This window comes from Maribacter sp. (genome assembly GCA_020629415.1).
In the GTDB taxonomy this organism is placed as follows: Bacteria; Bacteroidota; Bacteroidia; order Flavobacteriales; family Flavobacteriaceae; genus Maribacter; species Maribacter huludaoensis.
Genome location: JAHDDL010000053.1, coordinates 1 through 18,511 on the forward strand (window position 1 = coordinate 1; position 18,511 = coordinate 18,511).

The following is an 18,511-nucleotide window of genomic DNA, read 5'->3' on the forward strand; positions in this document are numbered from 1 at the left end:
ACCAAAGTTTTTGAACACATACATAACTGCATGATTATGACACATTTGCACATAGAAGAAATTACAGCGGGATTCAACTATTACAAACACTACATTATATAGTTCTCCCTTACCACATAATATTAGAATACAGTTTCATTTTAAAAACGATATTATAAAACGGTAATCGAATTTTAAAAAACTAATTACGTACCTTATTTCAACAAAAAAATAATTGGAAATATCCCATATTTTATAATCATTCCAATAAATTGAATAAACACATAAACGTAAAAAAAAATTTATACCCGTAAATATGTACCACGTATGGACTTACCATTATGAAAAGATAAAAAAAAAGAAAACCCATTACATTTTAAAAATCAAGAATGACAGTGAATATAAAAGACAAATACATACCTCCAAAGTTGGAAGTTATATTTTTATTTAAACTGAAATCACAGACAGTAATATCATCCTCCACTAAATTATTAAAACAAAAAAAGGTCCTGCAAAAGCAAGACCTTAAATTTAAGTGACCTCGAAGGGATTCAACCCCCAACTTTATCTGCCGAATGGCAGACCTCAGAGCCGAAACCTGCCGGCAGGCAGGTCTGATGCACTAATATTAATTATCAAGAATACTCTTTAAGTACTCGCGACCAACACCTGATTTAAAATATTTTTCTCTAACCCTTGCCTCTATTCTAGTTTCAAATTCTTCATTGCAAACCAAAATCCAAGGCAGAAATCCCTTTGTTGATTTGTTCTTACCAGAATTATGCTCTTCTATTCTCTTCTGAAGATTATTAGTCATGCCTTTATATAAACAACCATCAACTTCACTCCTTAAAATATACACGTAAAACATAATTTAAAATAAAAAGGTCCTGCAAAAGCAAGACCTTAAATTTAAGTGACCTCGAAGGGATTCAAACCCCCAACCCTCAGAGCCGAAATCTGATGCGCTATTCAGTTGCGCCACGAGGCCATTTTCAGTAATCAATTAGCAAAAAACGCTAATCCTTATTATGCCAATTTTTTCTTTACAATTGTAGCTATTAATTTACCGTCTGCTTGACCAGCTAGTTCTTTAGAAACAATACCCATAACCTTACCCATATCTTTCATACCCGAAGCACCCGTAGCATCTATAGTCTGAACAACTACTTTCTCTACCTCTTCTTCAGAAAGCTGCTCCGGTAAAAATTGTTCTATTACAGCGATCTGCGCTAATTCTGGATCCGCTAAATCTTGTCTTCCCTGTTCTATAAAAATAGCTGCACTATCTTTTCTTTGCTTTACCAATTTCTGCACTATTTGTATCTCATCTTCTTCAGACACATCACCACCACCACTTGTGCTTGCCACCAGTAACGCAGATTTTATGGCCCTAAGCGATTCTAGTGCTACGGAATCCTTTGCTTTCATTGCCAACTTCAACTGCTCCATTACTCTTTGCTGTAAAGCCATATCTAATATATTTTGGTCTGCGAAGATAAAAAATAAAACCCGAAAACTATATTAGTTTTCGGGTTTAAAAAATATCGTAAGCCAACTGCTTAGTCTACATTATCATGTAAAAACGAGTTGTTAGATCTTAATTGAATATCATCACTACTATCTCCACTTAAAGAGGTTCTAGAAATCTTTTTTTCTCTTGAATTTTCGCTCAAATCTACTCCTTGTCTTTGGTATGCCGGCTTTTTCTCGTCATAACTTGTAGGAGCGTTATTTTTGAATTTATAATTGAAATCCTTTAATTTTCTTCTACGTTCATCTGCTCTTTCCCTTAATAACTCTTCAATAGGAGTTTCCATTGGATCCAAAGGCTCTTCTGGATGCACTTCTCTTTTTGGAGCTACGGTTTTTCTCTCAAACACAAGTTCATCCTCTATGACTTTTGGCTCAAATTCTTCAGCCTTAGACTTTGCTCCTGTCAACTTACTCTCCAACTGCATATAGTCATCTAAGCTGTAACGCTTTTCACCATTCTTATTATATTCAAGAACCGGAACTATTTCGATGCTTTCGTTTACATCAATATCCTTTACTTCATCATGCAGATCAAACATGATTACGTTTTCTTTTTCATCTTCACCTTTAGATGAAGGCTCAAAGCTTACCGCAAATTGATCATCCTTTTCCTCGACTTGCAATTCAACCGGATCTACAACTTCCATATCCCTAAAAGCCGATGGCGCATCTACGATGACAAAATCTTCTTCTGAAACATTTTCAGCTAATACTTCCTCATAAAAAACATTGAAATTTTTAATATAGTTCGTTGTAGGTATCAAGTCAAAATCTTCTTCCTCAACGAACTCATACTTTTTTACGGGCTTGACTTGTTTTACCTCCTCTTCCTCATCATCCATTTCTAAAGTATGGACTGTTTTTTGGTTAGACAACAACATGGCCTCTGCACGTTGCCCTTCTTCTAACGTATGAATTATTTTCTTAGATTCCGTATTTACAATATCATCTTGCTGCTCAATGTTAAAACCCGTAGCAATTACCGTTACGGCAATAGCTTCGCCCAAGCTTTCGTCTTCACCGACACCCATAATGATATTTGCTCCGTAGCCTGCTTCTATTTGTATGTGATCGTTGATTTCACCAATCTCGTCAATAGTAATTTCTTGAGCCCCAGAAACTATCAACAACAATACATTCTTAGCACCTTGAATCTTGTTATCGTTCAATAACGGAGAATCCAATGCTTTCATTATAGCTTCATTGGCTCTTGCCGAACCAGATGAAATTGCCGACCCCATAATAGCAGTACCACTGTTTGAAAGTACTGTTTTGGCATCACGTAAATCAATATTCTGTGTATAGTGATGTGTAATTACTTCCGCAATACCTCTAGCAGCAGTAGCCAACACTTCATCAGCTTTAGAAAAACCTGCTTTAAAACCAAGGTTTCCGTATACTTCCCTTAACTTATTGTTATTAATGACGATCAGCGAATCTACATTTTTTCGTAATTTTTCAATACCACGTTGCGCTTGTTCAACTCGCATTTTACCTTCGAATTGAAAGGGCATAGTAACGATACCTACAGTAAGAACATCCATTTCTTTTGCAAACTTGGCAATTACGGGAGCAGCACCAGTTCCTGTTCCCCCGCCCATACCGGCAGTAATGAAGATCATTTTAGTAGTTGTATCCAACATACCCTTTATATCTTCCATACTTTCCATTGCAGCTTGTTCACCCACTTCCGGATTGGCACCAGCACCCAAACCTTCTGTCAATGACACCCCTAATTGTATTTTGTTGGGCACCGGACTATTATCCAATGCTTGAGAATCTGTATTACAGATTACAAAATCAACTCCGTTAATCCCTGCTTGGAACATGTGATTGATGGCATTACTACCACCGCCACCTACACCAATGACTTTTATAACGTTACTTTGATTCTTTGGTAGATCAAAGGAGATATTATCAAATTCGCTGTTCTTACTCATATTCTAATTATTACTGGTTATGTATTCTCTTATGCTATGCTTATTACTCTGCGTTATCTAAAAATTCTTTCAATTTTTCAGACCACTTATCAAAAACAGATTTTCTTTCTTTATGCAAGTTAGGACGAGCTACCGCTTCCGTATCCCTTTCTGCGTAAACCAATTCTTCCTCTTCCTCTATTTGCTGTTCTTGTAAAATATCTTCTTGCGTAAGTTTCAACTTCTCTTGATTTTTAATGGCATTCATTAAAAGCCCTACAGCTGTTGCGTACAATGGACTAGCAACTTCTTCATCAGAATCGCCCGCTAGATGTTCGTTAGGATATCCAATACGTGTATCCATACCGGTTATATATTCAACCAATTGCTTTAAATGCTTCAATTGGCTACCGCCACCTGTTAACACTATACCTGCAATCAATTTCTTTTTTTGCTCTTCGTGACCGTAATTTTTGATCTCTACATACACTTGCTCAATAATTTCAACAACACGTGCATGAATTATCTTGGAAAGGTTCTTTAACGAAATTTCTTTTGGTTCTCTACCACGTAAACCTGGTATAGATACAATTTCATTATCTCTGTTCTCACCTGGCCAAGCTGAACCAAATCTTGTTTTCAACAATTCGGCTTGCTTCTCAATAATTGAACATCCTTCCTTTATATCTTCGGTAATAACACCACCACCGAAAGGAATAACCGCAGTGTGTCTTATGATACCATCTTTAAAAATGGCCAAATCAGTAGTACCACCACCTATATCGATCAAAGCTACACCTGCTTCTTTTTCTTCTTGACTCAATACCGCGTCAGATGATGCCAATGGCTCAAGTGTAATATTCCCTAAATCCAATCCTGCACTTTTAATGCAACGACCTACATTTTTAATGGAAACTACTTGACCAACCACTACATGAAAGTTAGCCTCAAGCCTACCGCCATACATACCAACAGGTTCACGAATTTCGGCTTGCCCGTCAACTTTATATTCCTGTGGCAAAACATGAATAATCTCTTCACCTGGTAGCATAATCAATTTGTGCACTTGATTACATAGCAAGTCTACATCTTCTTCACCTATTACTTCCTCAGAATCTTTTCTGGTAATGTAATCGCTGTGCTGCAAACTTCTAATGTGCTGACCGGCAATACCAACTACAACAGATCCAATCTTAAGTCCAGAATTTGCTTCTGCCTCCTCAACCGCTTGTTGTATAGATTTTATGGTCTGTGTTATATTATTGACAACACCTCTGTGTACACCTAAACTTTTGGACTTACCGATACCCAAAATCTCAATTTTACCATACTCGTTTTGTTTTCCGATTATGGCAACGATTTTAGTTGTTCCTATGTCTAAACCGACTGAATATTTAGTTTGTTCCATTTTATTATATTTTAGTGCACACCACCTGGTTATTGAATTCTAAACTTACTTCTGCATAATCTTCCAAGGTTTCATCCTTGTTCGCTTTGGCATAAAATGCCTTAAAATTGCTAAACTTGGCCTCTAAATCTTCAATATCGCCTATGTTCACAACAAAATTATTAAGCCTTAACCGCAACTGATATTCTTCTTCACCTTTTATATGAATACCAATTACCGATTCACGAAAAAAATCGTCCTTGTTTATGTGTTCCAATATGACATAGACATCTTCAAGGCTTTTACCACTGATGTTGCCCGTTATAATAGGAACTCTGGCAGAATGATTTTTTGAAAGAGGCATTCTCTTTCCTTCATCATCCAAATAGAACTTTGAATTCCCTTCTATGCGCCCTATTGGTTTCCTTTGAACAATTTTAGACGTTAACTGACCATCTATTGTTAGATAGACTTGTGCACTTTTCACCATTTCATTGGCCTCAAGGGCCTTTTCTACAGTATTCAAAACTATATTTTCTTTGGGCACATTATCAAGGCTACCGTAATTTTGTATTAACAATTTATTAACCGCTCCTTCAGTGAGGTACAAATTTTGGTCGCCAATGAATTCTACTTTCATTCTGGCAACATTTTTAGCGCTATTACGCTCATTGGAAAAAGCATATAACCCCATGATTACCAGAACTAAAGCCACTAACTTTATAAAATTCCAATTAACCTGCATACGACATTTCTTTTTTAATTTTTTCAACTTCTAAACCTATATCCCCCGCTCCCATTGTTAGTAAAACATCAGGGTCTTGTTTTTTTATTTCAGAAAGGATTTGTTCTTTCGAAATTAATTTTTTATTGCTGCCATCTACCTTCTCCAATAGCCATGCTGAAGTTACCCCTTCAATAGGCTCTTCTCTGGCCGGATAGATATCCAACAGGAGAATATTCTTGAATTTCGACAAGCTTTTTGCAAATTCATCTGCAAAATCCTTTGTTCTTGAAAACAAATGCGGCTGAAAAATTGCCAATACTTTTTTATTTGGATGCATTTCTGAAACCGCTTCAAAAACAGCATTGATTTCCGTAGGATGATGCGCATAATCATCAATAAAAATGAATTCATCATTTTTGATTTTATACGAAAATCTTCTTTGCACTCCCTTAAAGGTTGCCAATGCCTCTGCAAGGCGATGCGGTGGGGAACCTGCTTGCATCGCCATTGCGAAAGCTACCAAACCGTTCAACAAATTATGTCTTCCGGGTTTGTTGAATTCAACCCCTTCTAGTTTGAGGTCAGGGGCCTCCAAATCGAATATGTAGGTGCCATGTTCTATTTTTATGTTTCGGATGCAATAATCCGAATCGTCTTCTATACCATAGGTCAACCCTTCTAAAGGCAGACCATTACGAACAAATAGTTTACCGCCCGGTTTTAAGCGTTTGGTAAAATCAACAAATGTTCTTTCCAATTCTTGCGCATCACCATATATATCCAGGTGATCTGCATCCATAGATGTTACACACGCTACACTTGGTGTCAACTGCATAAACGAACGATCAAATTCATCTGCCTCAACTACCGAATATTCCGTTCCTTCCAACAGGAAATTACTATTGAAATCCTCTGATATACCACCCAAGAATGCGGTCATTTTTACTCCTGTTTCTTTTAACAAATGTGCCAAAATACTAGAGGTCGTTGTTTTGCCATGTGTTCCGGCAACTGCCAAGCAAAAGGAGTCTTTGGTTATTAAGCCAAGTACTTCCGATCGTTTTTTAATAGTGAACCCGTTATTTAAAAAATACTGATACTCTGAATGTGAAGATGGCACCGCGGGCGTATACACCACCAAAGTATGCTCTTTGTCTTCCTTAAATTCTTGTGACACTACATCGATATCATCTGTATAATGAATATCAATACCTGAACTAGCCAATTCTTCTGTTAGCGGAGTATTGGTTTTATCATAACCGGCAACCGCTTTGTTTATAAACGCAAAATAACGCGCCAAAGCAGACATGCCTATGCCCCCTATGCCTATAAAATACACTCTATGTATTTGCGTTACGTTCATATTATTTTATCAATTTTTCTATTTCATCACAGATATCAGACGTGGCATTTGGTAATGCCAACGATTTAATATTCTTTGATAATTCTACTTGCTTTTCTGAGGATTTGAATACCGATTCAAATTCAGCTACAAATTTCTCATCAAGCTCTTTTTCCCTAATCATAATTGCAGCATCATGACCTACAAGCGATAATGCATTTTTAGTCTGATGATCTTCTGCTACTACTGGCGACGGAATAAAAAATGTTGGCTTCCCTACCAAGCACAATTCTGATACCGCACCTGCACCTGCTCTTGAAATAATGAAATCTGCGGCTACATAGGCCTTATCCATCGAGTTTAAAAAAGCATGCACTTTACTATTCTCTGACTGATGCGGCTTATAAGTTTCATAATACCCCTTACCACATTGCCATATCACCTGTAAGCCTAATTCTTCAAAATAACTTAAATGCTCGGCTACCAATTGGTTAATCCGTCTAGCTCCTAAACTACCGCCCAATACCAACAATACTTTCTTATCGGTATTCAAGTCAAAATATCTTAAAGCTTCTTCTTTTGTAGCCTTCAACTCTACCAAATCTGAACGTACAGGATTACCTGTCAATACTATTTTGTCTTTTGGAAAAAACTTTTCCATGCCATTATAGGCCACGCAGATTTTCTCTACTTTATCTTTTAATAATTTATTGGTAATACCAGCAAAAGAGTTCTGCTCTTGCAATACACAAGGAATACCTTTTGTTGTCGCCATTTTTAACAACGGACCACTAGCAAAACCACCTGTACCAATAACGGCATGGGGTTTAAACTTAGATACGATGCTATTTGCTCTCATTAAACTACTTATCAATTTTATTGGAAAAAGTAGATTTTTAAGGGTCAGTTTGCGCTGAATTCCCGTAATCCACAATCCCTCTATTTTATACCCCGCTTGCGGTACTTTTTCCATCTCCATTCTATCCTTTGCCCCAACGAACAAAAATTCAGCATCTGGATGCCTCCTTTTCAACTCGTTTGCTATGGCTATCGCCGGATAAATATGTCCGCCGGTACCTCCGCCCGACAAAATAAACTTATAACTGCCCACTTAAAATCTCTAAAGGGTTAGTCTCGTCTATATCAACATCATTGCCAGAAGCACTCTCCTGGGCTATACTTTTATTACTTGCACTTAATATGATGCCTATTGCCAAACAGGTCATCCAACTAGAGGTACCTCCACTACTGATCAATGGTAAATTTTGACCCGTTACCGGGAATAGTTCTACCGCTACCGCCATATTTATCAATGCCTGAAAAACTATAGGCAATCCTACGCCCAGCACCAACAACTTACTAAAGACCGATGCACAACCATTGGCCACCACCACTATTCTGAATAACAGAAACAAGTAAAACAACATGAGAATAAACCCTCCTATTAAACCATATTCCTCCACAATTATCGCATAAATAAAATCTGATGAACTCTGTGGCAAAAAGTTCTTTTGCACACTTTTACCTGCTCCTTTACCTACAATACCACCGGTTGCTATCGCAATTTTTGCACGTTCTATTTGATAAGTGCCTTCGGTATCATCCGGATTGGAGAAACTATCTATACGGCTCATCCAAGTATCCACCCTATTCGGGAACAGATCCGGGAATGCTTTAGCGGTTAATATGAAAATGGATAAAAACAATATTCCCGTACCCACGATCCCCAATAAATATTTCATTGGATATCCTCCTAGAAAACACAATACCATCACCATAGAGAATACAATGGCCGCCGTTGAAAAGTTAGCGGGCAATATTAATGCCACCACTAAAAAAACCGGTAACCACAATGGTAGTATACTTTCCTTAAATGTTATTTTAATATCCCTCACCTTGGAAAAATAGCGTGCTACATAGATCATCAGTACTACCGCTGCCAAGTTAGAAGGCTGAAAACCGAAACCTACCAACGGCAAACGGATCCAACGACTATCATTGGTACCACCACTGGATGTGCCTTGAGCCAAAACGAATATGAGCAACACCAATACTATAGGCAGGGCGATCATTGAAAGCCCTTTAAAAAAGTGCGTAGGTATTTTATGTACCCCATAAATAATTCCAAAGCCTAAAAACAACAGTATGGCATGTTTTACCAAGTGCCCTACTGGAGTACCGCTACCTACTACATACACCAAGTTACTACTGGCACTATATACTGGCAGAAATGAAAACAAGGCCAAAAGTGCCGCAATGGCCCAAATGGCTTTATCTCCTTTTATATTTTGAAAAATATTCAACACCTTATAGGTTTTTTACACAGTTCTTAAATTGATCTCCGCGATCTTCATAATTTTTAAATAGATCAAAACTTGCACATGCCGGTGATAACAACACCGTATCTCCACGCTCCGCTATTTTATAAGCTACTTTTACCGCTTCTTCCATAGCATATGTTTCTACCAAAAGATCAACGGCATTACCGAACACGTGCTTAATTTTTTCATTGTTCTCACCTAGGCAAATAATTGCTTTTACCTTTTCTCGTACCAATGGCATTAACTCCATGTACTCATTGCCCTTATCTACACCACCTACGATCCATACAGTAGGTGTTTTCATGCTATCCAATGCATAATAAGCAGCATTTACATTTGTTGCTTTTGAGTCATTGATATATTCCACATGATGTATTTTCAACACCTTCTCCAAACGGTGGGGAGCCCCTTGAAAATTAGAAACACAGGCTCTTATCGTCTCCTTACGGATGCCGATTAATTTTGCAATTGTTGCCGCTGCCATTGTGTTCTTTACATTGTGCTGACCTTCTAAGGCCAAAGTGTTCTTCGTCATGCTAATAGTGTCTGTTGTTGTTTTTATTATTATCTCGTTTTGTTCTATAAATGCGCCTTGATCAACTACTTTATTCAATGAAAAGGGCATTAATTTTGATTTAACAGGGTGCTTGTTCAGCCATTCTACCAAAACCGTATCATCTGCATCATAAATCAAATAATCGTTTTCGTCTTGGTTTTCCGCAATTCTGAATTTTGATGCGATGTAGTTTTCAAACTCATACTCATACCGATCTAAGTGATCCGGTGTAATATTCGTAATCACGGCAATGTGTGGTTTAAAATCCACTATACCGTCCAATTGAAAACTACTGATTTCAAGTACGTAATACTCAAAATCATTCTCCGCAACCATTTTTGCATAACTATCACCAATATTACCTGCCATACCCACTTTTAATTCGGCACTTGCCAGAATGTGGTTTGTTAGCATAGTGGTTGTTGTTTTACCGTTGCTTCCTGTAATACCAATAATTTTTGCATCGGTGTATTTAGATGCAAATTCTATCTCTGATATTACGGGAACACCTTTTTCAACCAACTGCTTTACCAAGGGCACTTTATCCGGTATACCCGGACTCTTCATTACCAAATCGGCTTTTAGTATGCGATCTTCAGAATGCTGTTCTTCTTCCCAATCAATCTCAAAATGTTCAAGAACGTTTTTATACTTCTCTTTTATTTTTCCTTTATCGGATACGAACACATCGTACCCTTTCTTTAATCCTAAAATGGCCGTACCTACTCCACTTTCTCCTCCACCAAGTACTACTAAAAGTGCCATTATCTAATTTTTAAGGTCACTATGGTCACAATGGCCAATAAAATGCCCACGATCCAAAAACGGGTTACGATCTTACTTTCGTGATACCCTTTTTTCTGATAGTGATGATGCAATGGTGACATTAAAAATATTCGCCTGCCTTCGCCAAATTTCTTTTTTGTGTATTTAAAATATCCTACCTGTATCATTACCGAAAGGGACTCTGCAAAGAAGATTCCGCACAATACGGGAATCAATAATTCTTTACGTACTATAATCGCGATCACGGCAATAACACCACCTATAGTCAAACTTCCCGTATCTCCCATAAATACTTGCGCCGGGAAAGCGTTGTACCATAAAAATCCGATCAGTGCACCCACAAATGCGGTAATGAACACCAACAACTCACCTACTCTTGGTATGTACATAATATCCAAATAGTCTGAAAAAATAATGTTACCCGATACCAGAGCAAAAATGCCCAATGTAAATACTATGATTGCCGATGTACCTGCAGCAAGACCATCTATACCATCGGTTAAATTAGCACCATTAGATACTGCGGTCACAATCAATATTATAATTGGAATAAACAGCAACCACGCATATTCTTTTGCACCATCGCCAGCCCAAGAAATTAAGCTACCATAATCAAACTCATTATTCTTAAAGAAAGGAACCGTGGTCATGGTAGATTTTATCTCTGCCCCCTTTACCTCTTCTACCGTATATGATTGCGTAATAATGGTTTTATCATGATCGCGCATAGTCACTTCTGGATGAAAGTACAATACTGCACCAACAATAAGACCCAATGTTACCTGGCCCAATACCTTAAATCTTCCTTTTAAACCTTCTTTGTTCTTTTTAAATACTTTGATGTAATCATCCAAAAAGCCAATTGCGCCCATCCACAACATGGTGAATGTCAATAAAATGATATATATATTCTCTAACCTTGCAAATAACAACACCGGTATTAGCGTTGACATGATAATGATGACACCACCCATTGTAGGTGTACCCGCCTTTTGCTTTTGACCGTCCAAACCTAAATCACGAATGGTTTCTCCTACCTGTTGCTTTTGAAGAAATAGGATAATACGCTTACCATATACCGTAGCGATCATCAATGAAAACAAGATAGCCATTGCCGCACGGAAGGTACTGAACTGAAACAGCGAAGCCCCCGGCAACTGGTATTGTTTTTCTAAATATTCGAAAAGGTAGGTTAACATATAATCTTTATTCTTGCTTCTAAGCTTTGGTTATTTTTCTAAGCTTGTTAAAAGCTCTTTTACTATTTTAAAATCATCGAAATCTATACGTACGCCATTGGTTTCCTGGTAAGTCTCATGTCCTTTACCGGCTACCAATATAATATCGTTATCATCCGCAAGTTGGCATGCTGTTTTAATGGCTTGCTCCCTATTTTCTATGGATAGAATCTTCTTTACATTCTGAGGTTCTACCCCCGCCTCCATTTCTGCAATAATTTCAGTAGGGGATTCAGTTCTAGGATTATCGGAAGTGAGAATAACTTTGTTACTCATTTCAGATGCGATATTACCCATTACCGGACGCTTTGATCTGTCTCTATCGCCACCACACCCCACAACGGTGATGACGTTTTCATTTCCAGTTCTCAACGTGTTGATTGTCTCAAGCACATTTTTTAGGGCGTCCGGCGTATGGGCATAATCAACTATAGCCGTTATTTTTTTCTTTGATATATAATATTGAAACCTGCCATCTACATTTTCCAACTCGCTCAACAATCGCAAAGTTTCCAATTGCTCCAGACCCAATAAATCTGCAGTAGCGTAAATTGCCAACATGTTATAGGCATTGAAATGACCTATCAACTTGGTCCAAAGTTCATGGTCGTTTATCTTCAACAATTGACCATCGAACTGATTTTCGAGTATCTGCGCCCTGTAGTCTGCATAATTCTGTAAGGCATAACTTGCTTTTCTGGCCTTTGTATTCTGCAACATGACCAAGCCGTTCTTATCGTCTAAATTGGTCAATGCAAATGCCGTTTTAGGCAGTTGATCAAACAATATCTTCTTGGTATCACGGTACTCTGCAAAGGTTTTATGGTAATCTAGATGATCATGAGATAGATTCGTAAAAATAGCCCCTTCAAAAACTAGCCCTTCTGTTCTTTTTTGATGAATACCATGAGAACTTACTTCCATAAAGCAATATTCTACACCGGCATCGTTCATTAACTGTAAATGCTTGTTGATTACCAATGCATCTGGAGTGGTATGTTTAGTGGGATAAACCGTTTCATCTACCATAATTTTAATGGTGGATAACAAACCTACCTTATACCCTGCTTTCTTGAACAATTGATATAACAAGCTAGATACCGTAGTCTTGCCATTAGTACCCGTAACACCTACCAATTTTAAATTCTTAGACGGTGTACCATAGTAGTTAGAAGCCATCAATGCCAAAGCCTGGTTACCACTTTCTACCTGTACATAAGTAACATCATCTATCATTTCCACAGGCAACTCCTCACAAACAATTGCCCTTGCACCAGCTTTTACTACTGCATCAATATATTTATGACCATCTGTTAAGGTGCCTTTTATTGCAACGAAGGCATCAGATTTTTGAACTTCACGAGAATCAAAACGAACCGATGCTATATCACAAGAAGTAGTACCGCTAACAGCAGTAATACGAACTCCATATAATATGTCCTTTAATTGCATCATATTAATTCCAATACTATTTTCTTCACTGATTTTAAATCTGTGCCTTTGGTGATAGATTGATTTTTCACCTTTCCGTTTCCTTTTACCTCTACCTCTATCCCTAGATTCTCTAAAATGGCAACAGCATCCATACCGCACATACCCTTTACATTTGGTACAGCAGCATATTTTGCCTGTGCTACCTTATAATAATCTTGGTGAGAATCTTCAATTTTTGCGATCAACACATCCTTTACATCAACTTCGCTGGTCAATGGAGATGTTGCATATACTTTCTGTGCAACCGATTTAAATACAGGACCAGAAACATCCGCACCATAATACCCAACACTTTTGTCCGGCTTATGAATGACTACGATACAGGAATACTTTGGGTCATCTGCCGGAAAATACCCAGCGAACGAAGAAATATATTCATACTTAGATTTGTCCTTAGACACATAGTTGGTCTGTGTAGTACCCGTCTTTCCTGCCATAGAAAAATTTCTGGAGTACATACGGTGACCCGTGCCATGCTCTTTCTCCACTACATTTTTCAATATCTGCTGTACCTTCTTTACCGTAGCTTGTGAACAAATTTCTGGGTTCAACACTTTTTTATCGAACTTCTCAATGGTCTTGTTCCACTCTTTTACCTCTTTCAACAAACGTGGTTTTACCATTTCACCATTATTTGCAATGGCGTTGTAAAACGCCAATGTTTGCAACGGCGTCATTGAAACTTCATACCCATAGGCCATTTGCGCCAACGAAAGCCCTGACCAACCTTTATCACCGGGGTAACGTAACACAGGTTTACCTTCACCGACTACAGGCAGACCTAATTCTTTATGGATACCCATACTCATTAGCCTGTTCACATATTTTTCCGGATCGTTTTTATACCCTTCGTGAATCATTTTTGCAAAAGCCACATTTGACGAAACTTCAAAAGCTTCGGACATGCTGATTTTACCATGACCACCACGCTTGGTATCACGTATGGTATGTCTATACAATTTCCAAGCTCCTTTTTCGGTATCTATTACAGAACTGGTATCAATTACCTTATCTTCCAAAGCCGCCACCAAATTCACCAACTTAAATGTAGAACCCGGCTCGTGAGATTCACCAATAGCATAGTTTAAACGCTCATAATATTTACCTTCAGATGTCTGCCCTAAATTTGAAATTGCCTTTACCTCTCCGGTTTTCACTTCCATTACGATTACCGTACCGTGGTCCGCTTGATATTTCTCTAACTGACCCAATAGTGCATGGTGCGCTATATCCTGAATATTAATATCTATAGTAGAATACACATCATATCCATCTTTTGGCTCAACAATATTATCGTTACCTATAGGCTTCCATTGACCCTTTGCTATCTTTTGCTTTAGACGCTTTCCAGAAATTCCCCTTAAATATTCACCAAAGGCACCTTCCATACCTACACGGGTGTAATATCCGTTTTCATCTACACGCTCATACCCTACACTACGCTCGGCAATTTTACCTAACGGATGCTCTCTTTTTGTTTTCTGCTCAATAATAAGCCCGCCCTTGAACGCCCCTTTGTTGAATAGCGGAAATTGCTTTACCGCCATGTATTCAGAATAATCCAGATTACGCACTATTAATGCATACCTATTTTTATTCTCTCTTGCCTTTCTTAAAAGTTGCTGATAGTGCGAGGATGTTTTACCAAATTGCTTTGCCAGGGCATCTGCCAACGGCTTTACATTTTGCCTAAAATCTTCATTGCTTACCGTAACCGCATCAAAACGGATGGTGTATTTAGAAACCGACGTTGCCAACAGACTTCCGTCATCAGAATACAAATTACCCCTATTTGGCTCAATGGTAAACATACGTTCTGTACGTGTGTCTGCCAAAGCCTGGTATTTTTCCCCGTCCACTATTTGTATAGAGACCAGCTTGAACAACACGGCACCCGCAAAGAGCACCATGAAACCGGCCACTATGTAGAGTCTTTTTAATATGCTTTTATCCGTTGCCGCCATTACTCTTCAACGTTTAAAGATTTCACCTTAATTTTCTGCGGGGGATTCTCCGAAGGAAACAATCCCTTCTCCGATATTTTACCGGTAATGCTCGATTCTAATTTTAACTGCTGCACATCTGATCGCATATCCACAAACTCGTTACGCAATTCTTTTACCTCTTCATTTAATAGAGCAATGCGGTGCACTTTTTGATCGGCGCTATGTGAACTACTGATCATTACCGTTGCCAAAAAAGAAATGAAAATAATGAACAGCCAATTTTTAGGGGCGTCTCCGCTCACCAAAAATTTACCCTTCAAAAGGTCAAATACACCCGTTTTCACTTTATTTTTCGCCATTACGCTCCGCTATTCTCAATTTTGCACTACGTGCCCTGTTATTCAACTTTATTTCTTCCTTCGTCGGTACTATTAAACCACCTACCTTTTTTAACGGTACATCTATATTGCCGTAAAAATCTTTCTCCGGCCCTCCTTCAAACTGGCCCGCTCTAATAAATCTTTTTACCAGCCTATCTTCCAAAGAGTGGTAACTAATTACACTTAGCCTCCCCTTTTCATTTAACAGACCAGGAGTCTGCTGTAAAAACTCTTTGATGACCGCTATCTCCTGATTCACCTCTATGCGAATGGCCTGATAGATCTGTGCCAATATTTTATGCTGCCTATGCTCTGGCAAAAACTGTTTTAACACTGTTTTAAGCGCATCGGTAGTTTGTATCTTCTCTTCTTCCCTATTGGCAACGATCACTTTTGCCATGGCGTTGGCGTTTCTGATATCGCCATACTCGAACAACACCTTACGCAAATCATCATATGAATAGGTATTGACCACCTCAAAAGCGGAAAGCGTATTACGCTTGCTCATTCGCATATCCAAATCTGCATCAAAACGGGTAGAGAACCCTCTTTCCGCTTGATCGAACTGATGCGATGATACTCCAAAATCGGCAAGTATACCATCTACCTTCTTTATGCCATAGAACTTTAAAAACTGGGTGATGTACCTAAAATTTTCCGCTATCAACGTAAATCTTGGATCGCCTAAAGCATTTGCCTGTGCATCTTCATCTTGATCAAAGGCATACAACCTGCCCTCTTTACCCAATCTTTTCAATATCTCTTTGGAATGACCACCACCACCAAACGTTACATCTATATATATACCGTCTTCTTTGATGTTCAAGCCATCTACCGTTTCTTTAAGCAATACAGGGTTATGATACATCTTCGCTTGGTTTTTCACCTAACATTACACGCTTTGCCAACTTCACCTTCTCTTCTTTTGTTGCGCTTATAGATTCATCATAAGCTTTCTTGTCCCAAATCTCCAATCTTTTCCCTATTGGCGCTATGACCACTTCTTTGGTTATACCCCCTAAAGAAATAATGTCCTTTGGTATCAACAACCTACCGGTAGCATCAACTTCTACCTGACGCAGACCTGCCGTATACATTCTTATAAATTGTAGGTTCTCTTCATCGAACCTGCTCTTTTCGTTCAATTCTGCCATTACCCTGTGCCACTCATATGCCGGGTACAACTCCAAACATTCGCTCAAATATGACTTCTTGATAAAAAACCCATCCTTTAGTATTGGTGCGACTTGATTGCGTAGCGCAACAGGGAGCATAATACGCCCCTTGGCATCTGCCTTGCAATTAAATGTCCCAAAGAAAAAGATGTCCAAAATGGTCTGGTTTTCTATTTATAACTCAAATATATAAATATTATTACCACATTTTACCACTAAAAACCACTTTGTTAATAAATTACCCCACTTTTGAGCACGTTTTTGCACTTCATCGATTTTTATGGCTTCATTTTACCACTTGGGCCTTAAATCCTGAAAAAGCGAAATCTTAATGATTCTTGTTAAAACCTTATCGAAAAGAGTTGTTTGCTATTCTCTGTAATTACCTATATTTGGACAATTACTGATGAGTAGTGCGCATGGAAAACGATTTGATCAACGACGGAGGATTTAAGTATATAGAAAAAGGAGAAGGCAAACCCATAATTATTCTTCATGGACTTATGGGCGGTTTAAGTAATTTTGAGGGTGTGAACACTTATTTTCCACCTAAGGGATACAAAGTTCTTATCCCTGAATTGCCTTTGTATTCTATGCCGATGTTAAAAACAACGGTTAAGAATTTTGCCAAATACCTTAAAAAGTTCATTGATTATAAAAATCTTGATGATGTTATTCTTTTAGGAAATTCACTTGGCGGCCATATTGGTCTTTTACACACCAAATTATACCCTGCCAAAATAAAAGCTTTGGTCATTACCGGAAGTTCCGGCCTTTATGAAAGTGCCATGGGCGATGGTTACCCTAAACGCGGCGACTATGAATTCATTAAAAAGAAGGCACAAGATGTATTCTACGACCCAGAGGTTGCTACCAAGGAAATTGTAGATGAAGTTTTTGCAACGGTGAACGACCGTGTAAAATTGGTAAAAACCTTGGCAATCGCTAAAAGTGCCATAAGACACAACATGGCGCAAGATTTACCGAAAATGAAAACCCCTACCTGTATTATTTGGGGAAAAAACGATACCGTTACCCCACCGGACGTGGCGGAACTGTTCGATGAGCTTTTACCAAATTCAGATCTATTTTGGATAGATAAATGCGGACATGCACCTATGATGGAACACCCAGACGAATTCAATACCATTCTTGATGACTGGTTGACGAAAAACAATTTCTAAACACCCTACGGATGAAAATAAAGTCGGCCGACTTTGTAATGAGCAACTCCGATGTTGCCAAATGCCCGAAAGAGCCTTTGCCAGAATACGCCTTTATTGGGCGATCCAACGTTGGCAAGTCTTCTTTGATCAATATGTTGACCGAGCGCAAAAGCTTGGCAAAAACATCTGGCAGACCTGGTAAAACCCAATTGATCAACCATTTTAAGATAAATGAAAATTGGTTCTTGGTAGATTTACCCGGTTATGGTTATGCCCGTGTATCCAAAAAAGATAAAAACACCTTTCAAAAATATATTACCAATTACTTTCTACAACGAGAGCAGCTTGTATGTTCTTTTGTACTGGTAGATATACGCCATGATCCACAACCTATAGATATGGAGTTCATGCAATGGATGGGTGAAAACGGAGTACCTTTTGCGATCATCTTTACCAAGGCAGATAAGCTAAAGCCAAAAGCGATCGAGCGACAAGTAAATCAGTACCTGAACAAACTTACCGCAGATATGTGGGAAGAAGCTCCGCCGCATTTTGTAAC

The 18,511-nt window shown here is 38.4% G+C and carries 17 protein-coding genes and 1 tRNA gene; 2 read left to right on the forward strand and 16 right to left on the reverse strand.

The genetic code is table 11. The features are described from left to right. Nucleotides 1–607 precede the first annotated feature (607 nt). The 16 genes from QZ657_RS15655 to QZ657_RS15730 all read right to left on the reverse strand — a co-directional run bounded on the left by QZ657_RS15655 (nucleotide 608) and on the right by QZ657_RS15730 (nucleotide 16,942). Entirely contained in the window at nucleotides 608–850 is a 243-nt protein-coding gene (locus QZ657_RS15655; RefSeq protein ID WP_291968032.1) for a GIY-YIG nuclease family protein, read from the reverse strand. Between the two features lie 46 nt (nucleotides 851–896). Beyond that, nucleotides 897–970 (reverse strand) — tRNA-Arg (locus QZ657_RS15660). Between the two features lie 38 nt (nucleotides 971–1,008). Beyond that, nucleotides 1,009–1,452 (reverse strand): GatB/YqeY domain-containing protein, encoded by a 444-nt coding sequence (locus QZ657_RS15665; protein WP_276473566.1) that lies wholly within the window; start codon nucleotides 1,450–1,452, stop codon nucleotides 1,009–1,011. Between the two features lie 89 nt (nucleotides 1,453–1,541). Continuing rightward, nucleotides 1,542–3,455: a cell division protein FtsZ gene (gene ftsZ, locus QZ657_RS15670; protein ID WP_276473565.1), complete on the reverse strand. Its 1,914-nt coding sequence runs from the start codon at nucleotides 3,453–3,455 to the stop codon at nucleotides 1,542–1,544. A 43-nt stretch (nucleotides 3,456–3,498) separates the two neighbouring features. Further along, entirely contained in the window at nucleotides 3,499–4,842 is a 1,344-nt protein-coding gene (gene ftsA / locus QZ657_RS15675; RefSeq protein ID WP_291962352.1) for a cell division protein FtsA, read from the reverse strand. A gap of 4 nt (nucleotides 4,843–4,846) precedes the next feature. Further along, entirely contained in the window at nucleotides 4,847–5,566 is a 720-nt protein-coding gene (locus QZ657_RS15680) for a cell division protein FtsQ/DivIB (protein ID WP_276473563.1), read from the reverse strand. Next, complete coding sequence (murC, locus tag QZ657_RS15685) at nucleotides 5,556–6,911, reverse strand: UDP-N-acetylmuramate--L-alanine ligase (RefSeq protein WP_291968033.1); 1,356 nt, start codon at nucleotides 6,909–6,911, stop codon at nucleotides 5,556–5,558. The genes QZ657_RS15680 and murC overlap by 11 nt, the downstream gene beginning before the upstream one ends. Before the next feature lies 1 nt (nucleotide 6,912). Next, entirely contained in the window at nucleotides 6,913–8,001 is a 1,089-nt protein-coding gene (gene murG / locus QZ657_RS15690) for an undecaprenyldiphospho-muramoylpentapeptide beta-N-acetylglucosaminyltransferase (RefSeq protein WP_291968034.1), read from the reverse strand. Further along, nucleotides 7,988–9,196, reverse strand: a complete 1,209-nt coding sequence (locus QZ657_RS15695; protein ID WP_276473560.1) for an FtsW/RodA/SpoVE family cell cycle protein — start codon at nucleotides 9,194–9,196, stop codon at nucleotides 7,988–7,990. The genes murG and QZ657_RS15695 overlap by 14 nt, the downstream gene beginning before the upstream one ends. A gap of 1 nt (nucleotide 9,197) precedes the next feature. Continuing rightward, nucleotides 9,198–10,532, reverse strand: a complete 1,335-nt coding sequence (gene murD, locus QZ657_RS15700; RefSeq protein WP_291968035.1) for a UDP-N-acetylmuramoyl-L-alanine--D-glutamate ligase — start codon at nucleotides 10,530–10,532, stop codon at nucleotides 9,198–9,200. Then, nucleotides 10,532–11,752, reverse strand: a complete 1,221-nt coding sequence (mraY, locus tag QZ657_RS15705; RefSeq protein ID WP_276473558.1) for a phospho-N-acetylmuramoyl-pentapeptide-transferase — start codon at nucleotides 11,750–11,752, stop codon at nucleotides 10,532–10,534. The genes murD and mraY overlap by 1 nt, the downstream gene beginning before the upstream one ends. 30 nt (nucleotides 11,753–11,782) lie before the next feature. Further along, nucleotides 11,783–13,246, reverse strand: a complete 1,464-nt coding sequence (locus tag QZ657_RS15710; RefSeq protein WP_291962343.1) for a UDP-N-acetylmuramoyl-L-alanyl-D-glutamate--2,6-diaminopimelate ligase — start codon at nucleotides 13,244–13,246, stop codon at nucleotides 11,783–11,785. Continuing rightward, the gene (locus QZ657_RS15715; protein WP_291962342.1) at nucleotides 13,243–15,249 is read right to left on the reverse strand and encodes a penicillin-binding protein; all 2,007 of its coding nucleotides are present in this window, start codon (nucleotides 15,247–15,249) and stop codon (nucleotides 13,243–13,245) included. The genes QZ657_RS15710 and QZ657_RS15715 overlap by 4 nt, the downstream gene beginning before the upstream one ends. Continuing rightward, a complete protein-coding gene (locus QZ657_RS15720; RefSeq protein WP_412759662.1) occupies nucleotides 15,249–15,590 on the reverse strand; it encodes an FtsL-like putative cell division protein in 342 nt (113 codons plus the stop codon). The genes QZ657_RS15715 and QZ657_RS15720 overlap by 1 nt, the downstream gene beginning before the upstream one ends. Further along, entirely contained in the window at nucleotides 15,577–16,479 is a 903-nt protein-coding gene (gene rsmH, locus QZ657_RS15725) for a 16S rRNA (cytosine(1402)-N(4))-methyltransferase RsmH (RefSeq protein ID WP_291968036.1), read from the reverse strand. Before rsmH ends, QZ657_RS15720 begins: the two co-directional genes overlap by 14 nt. Next, nucleotides 16,469–16,942: a division/cell wall cluster transcriptional repressor MraZ gene (locus QZ657_RS15730; protein WP_276473554.1), complete on the reverse strand. Its 474-nt coding sequence runs from the start codon at nucleotides 16,940–16,942 to the stop codon at nucleotides 16,469–16,471. Before QZ657_RS15730 ends, rsmH begins: the two co-directional genes overlap by 11 nt. Before the next feature lie 263 nt (nucleotides 16,943–17,205). Between QZ657_RS15730 and QZ657_RS15735 the strand changes: the two genes are divergently transcribed. Further along, nucleotides 17,206–17,970, forward strand: coding sequence for an alpha/beta fold hydrolase (locus QZ657_RS15735; protein WP_291962339.1), 765 nt, complete (start codon nucleotides 17,206–17,208; stop codon nucleotides 17,968–17,970). Nucleotides 17,971–17,981: 11 nt separating this feature from the next. Next, on the forward strand, nucleotides 17,982–18,511 hold a 530-nt coding region (gene yihA / locus QZ657_RS15740; RefSeq protein WP_291968037.1), incomplete at its 3' end, for a ribosome biogenesis GTP-binding protein YihA/YsxC.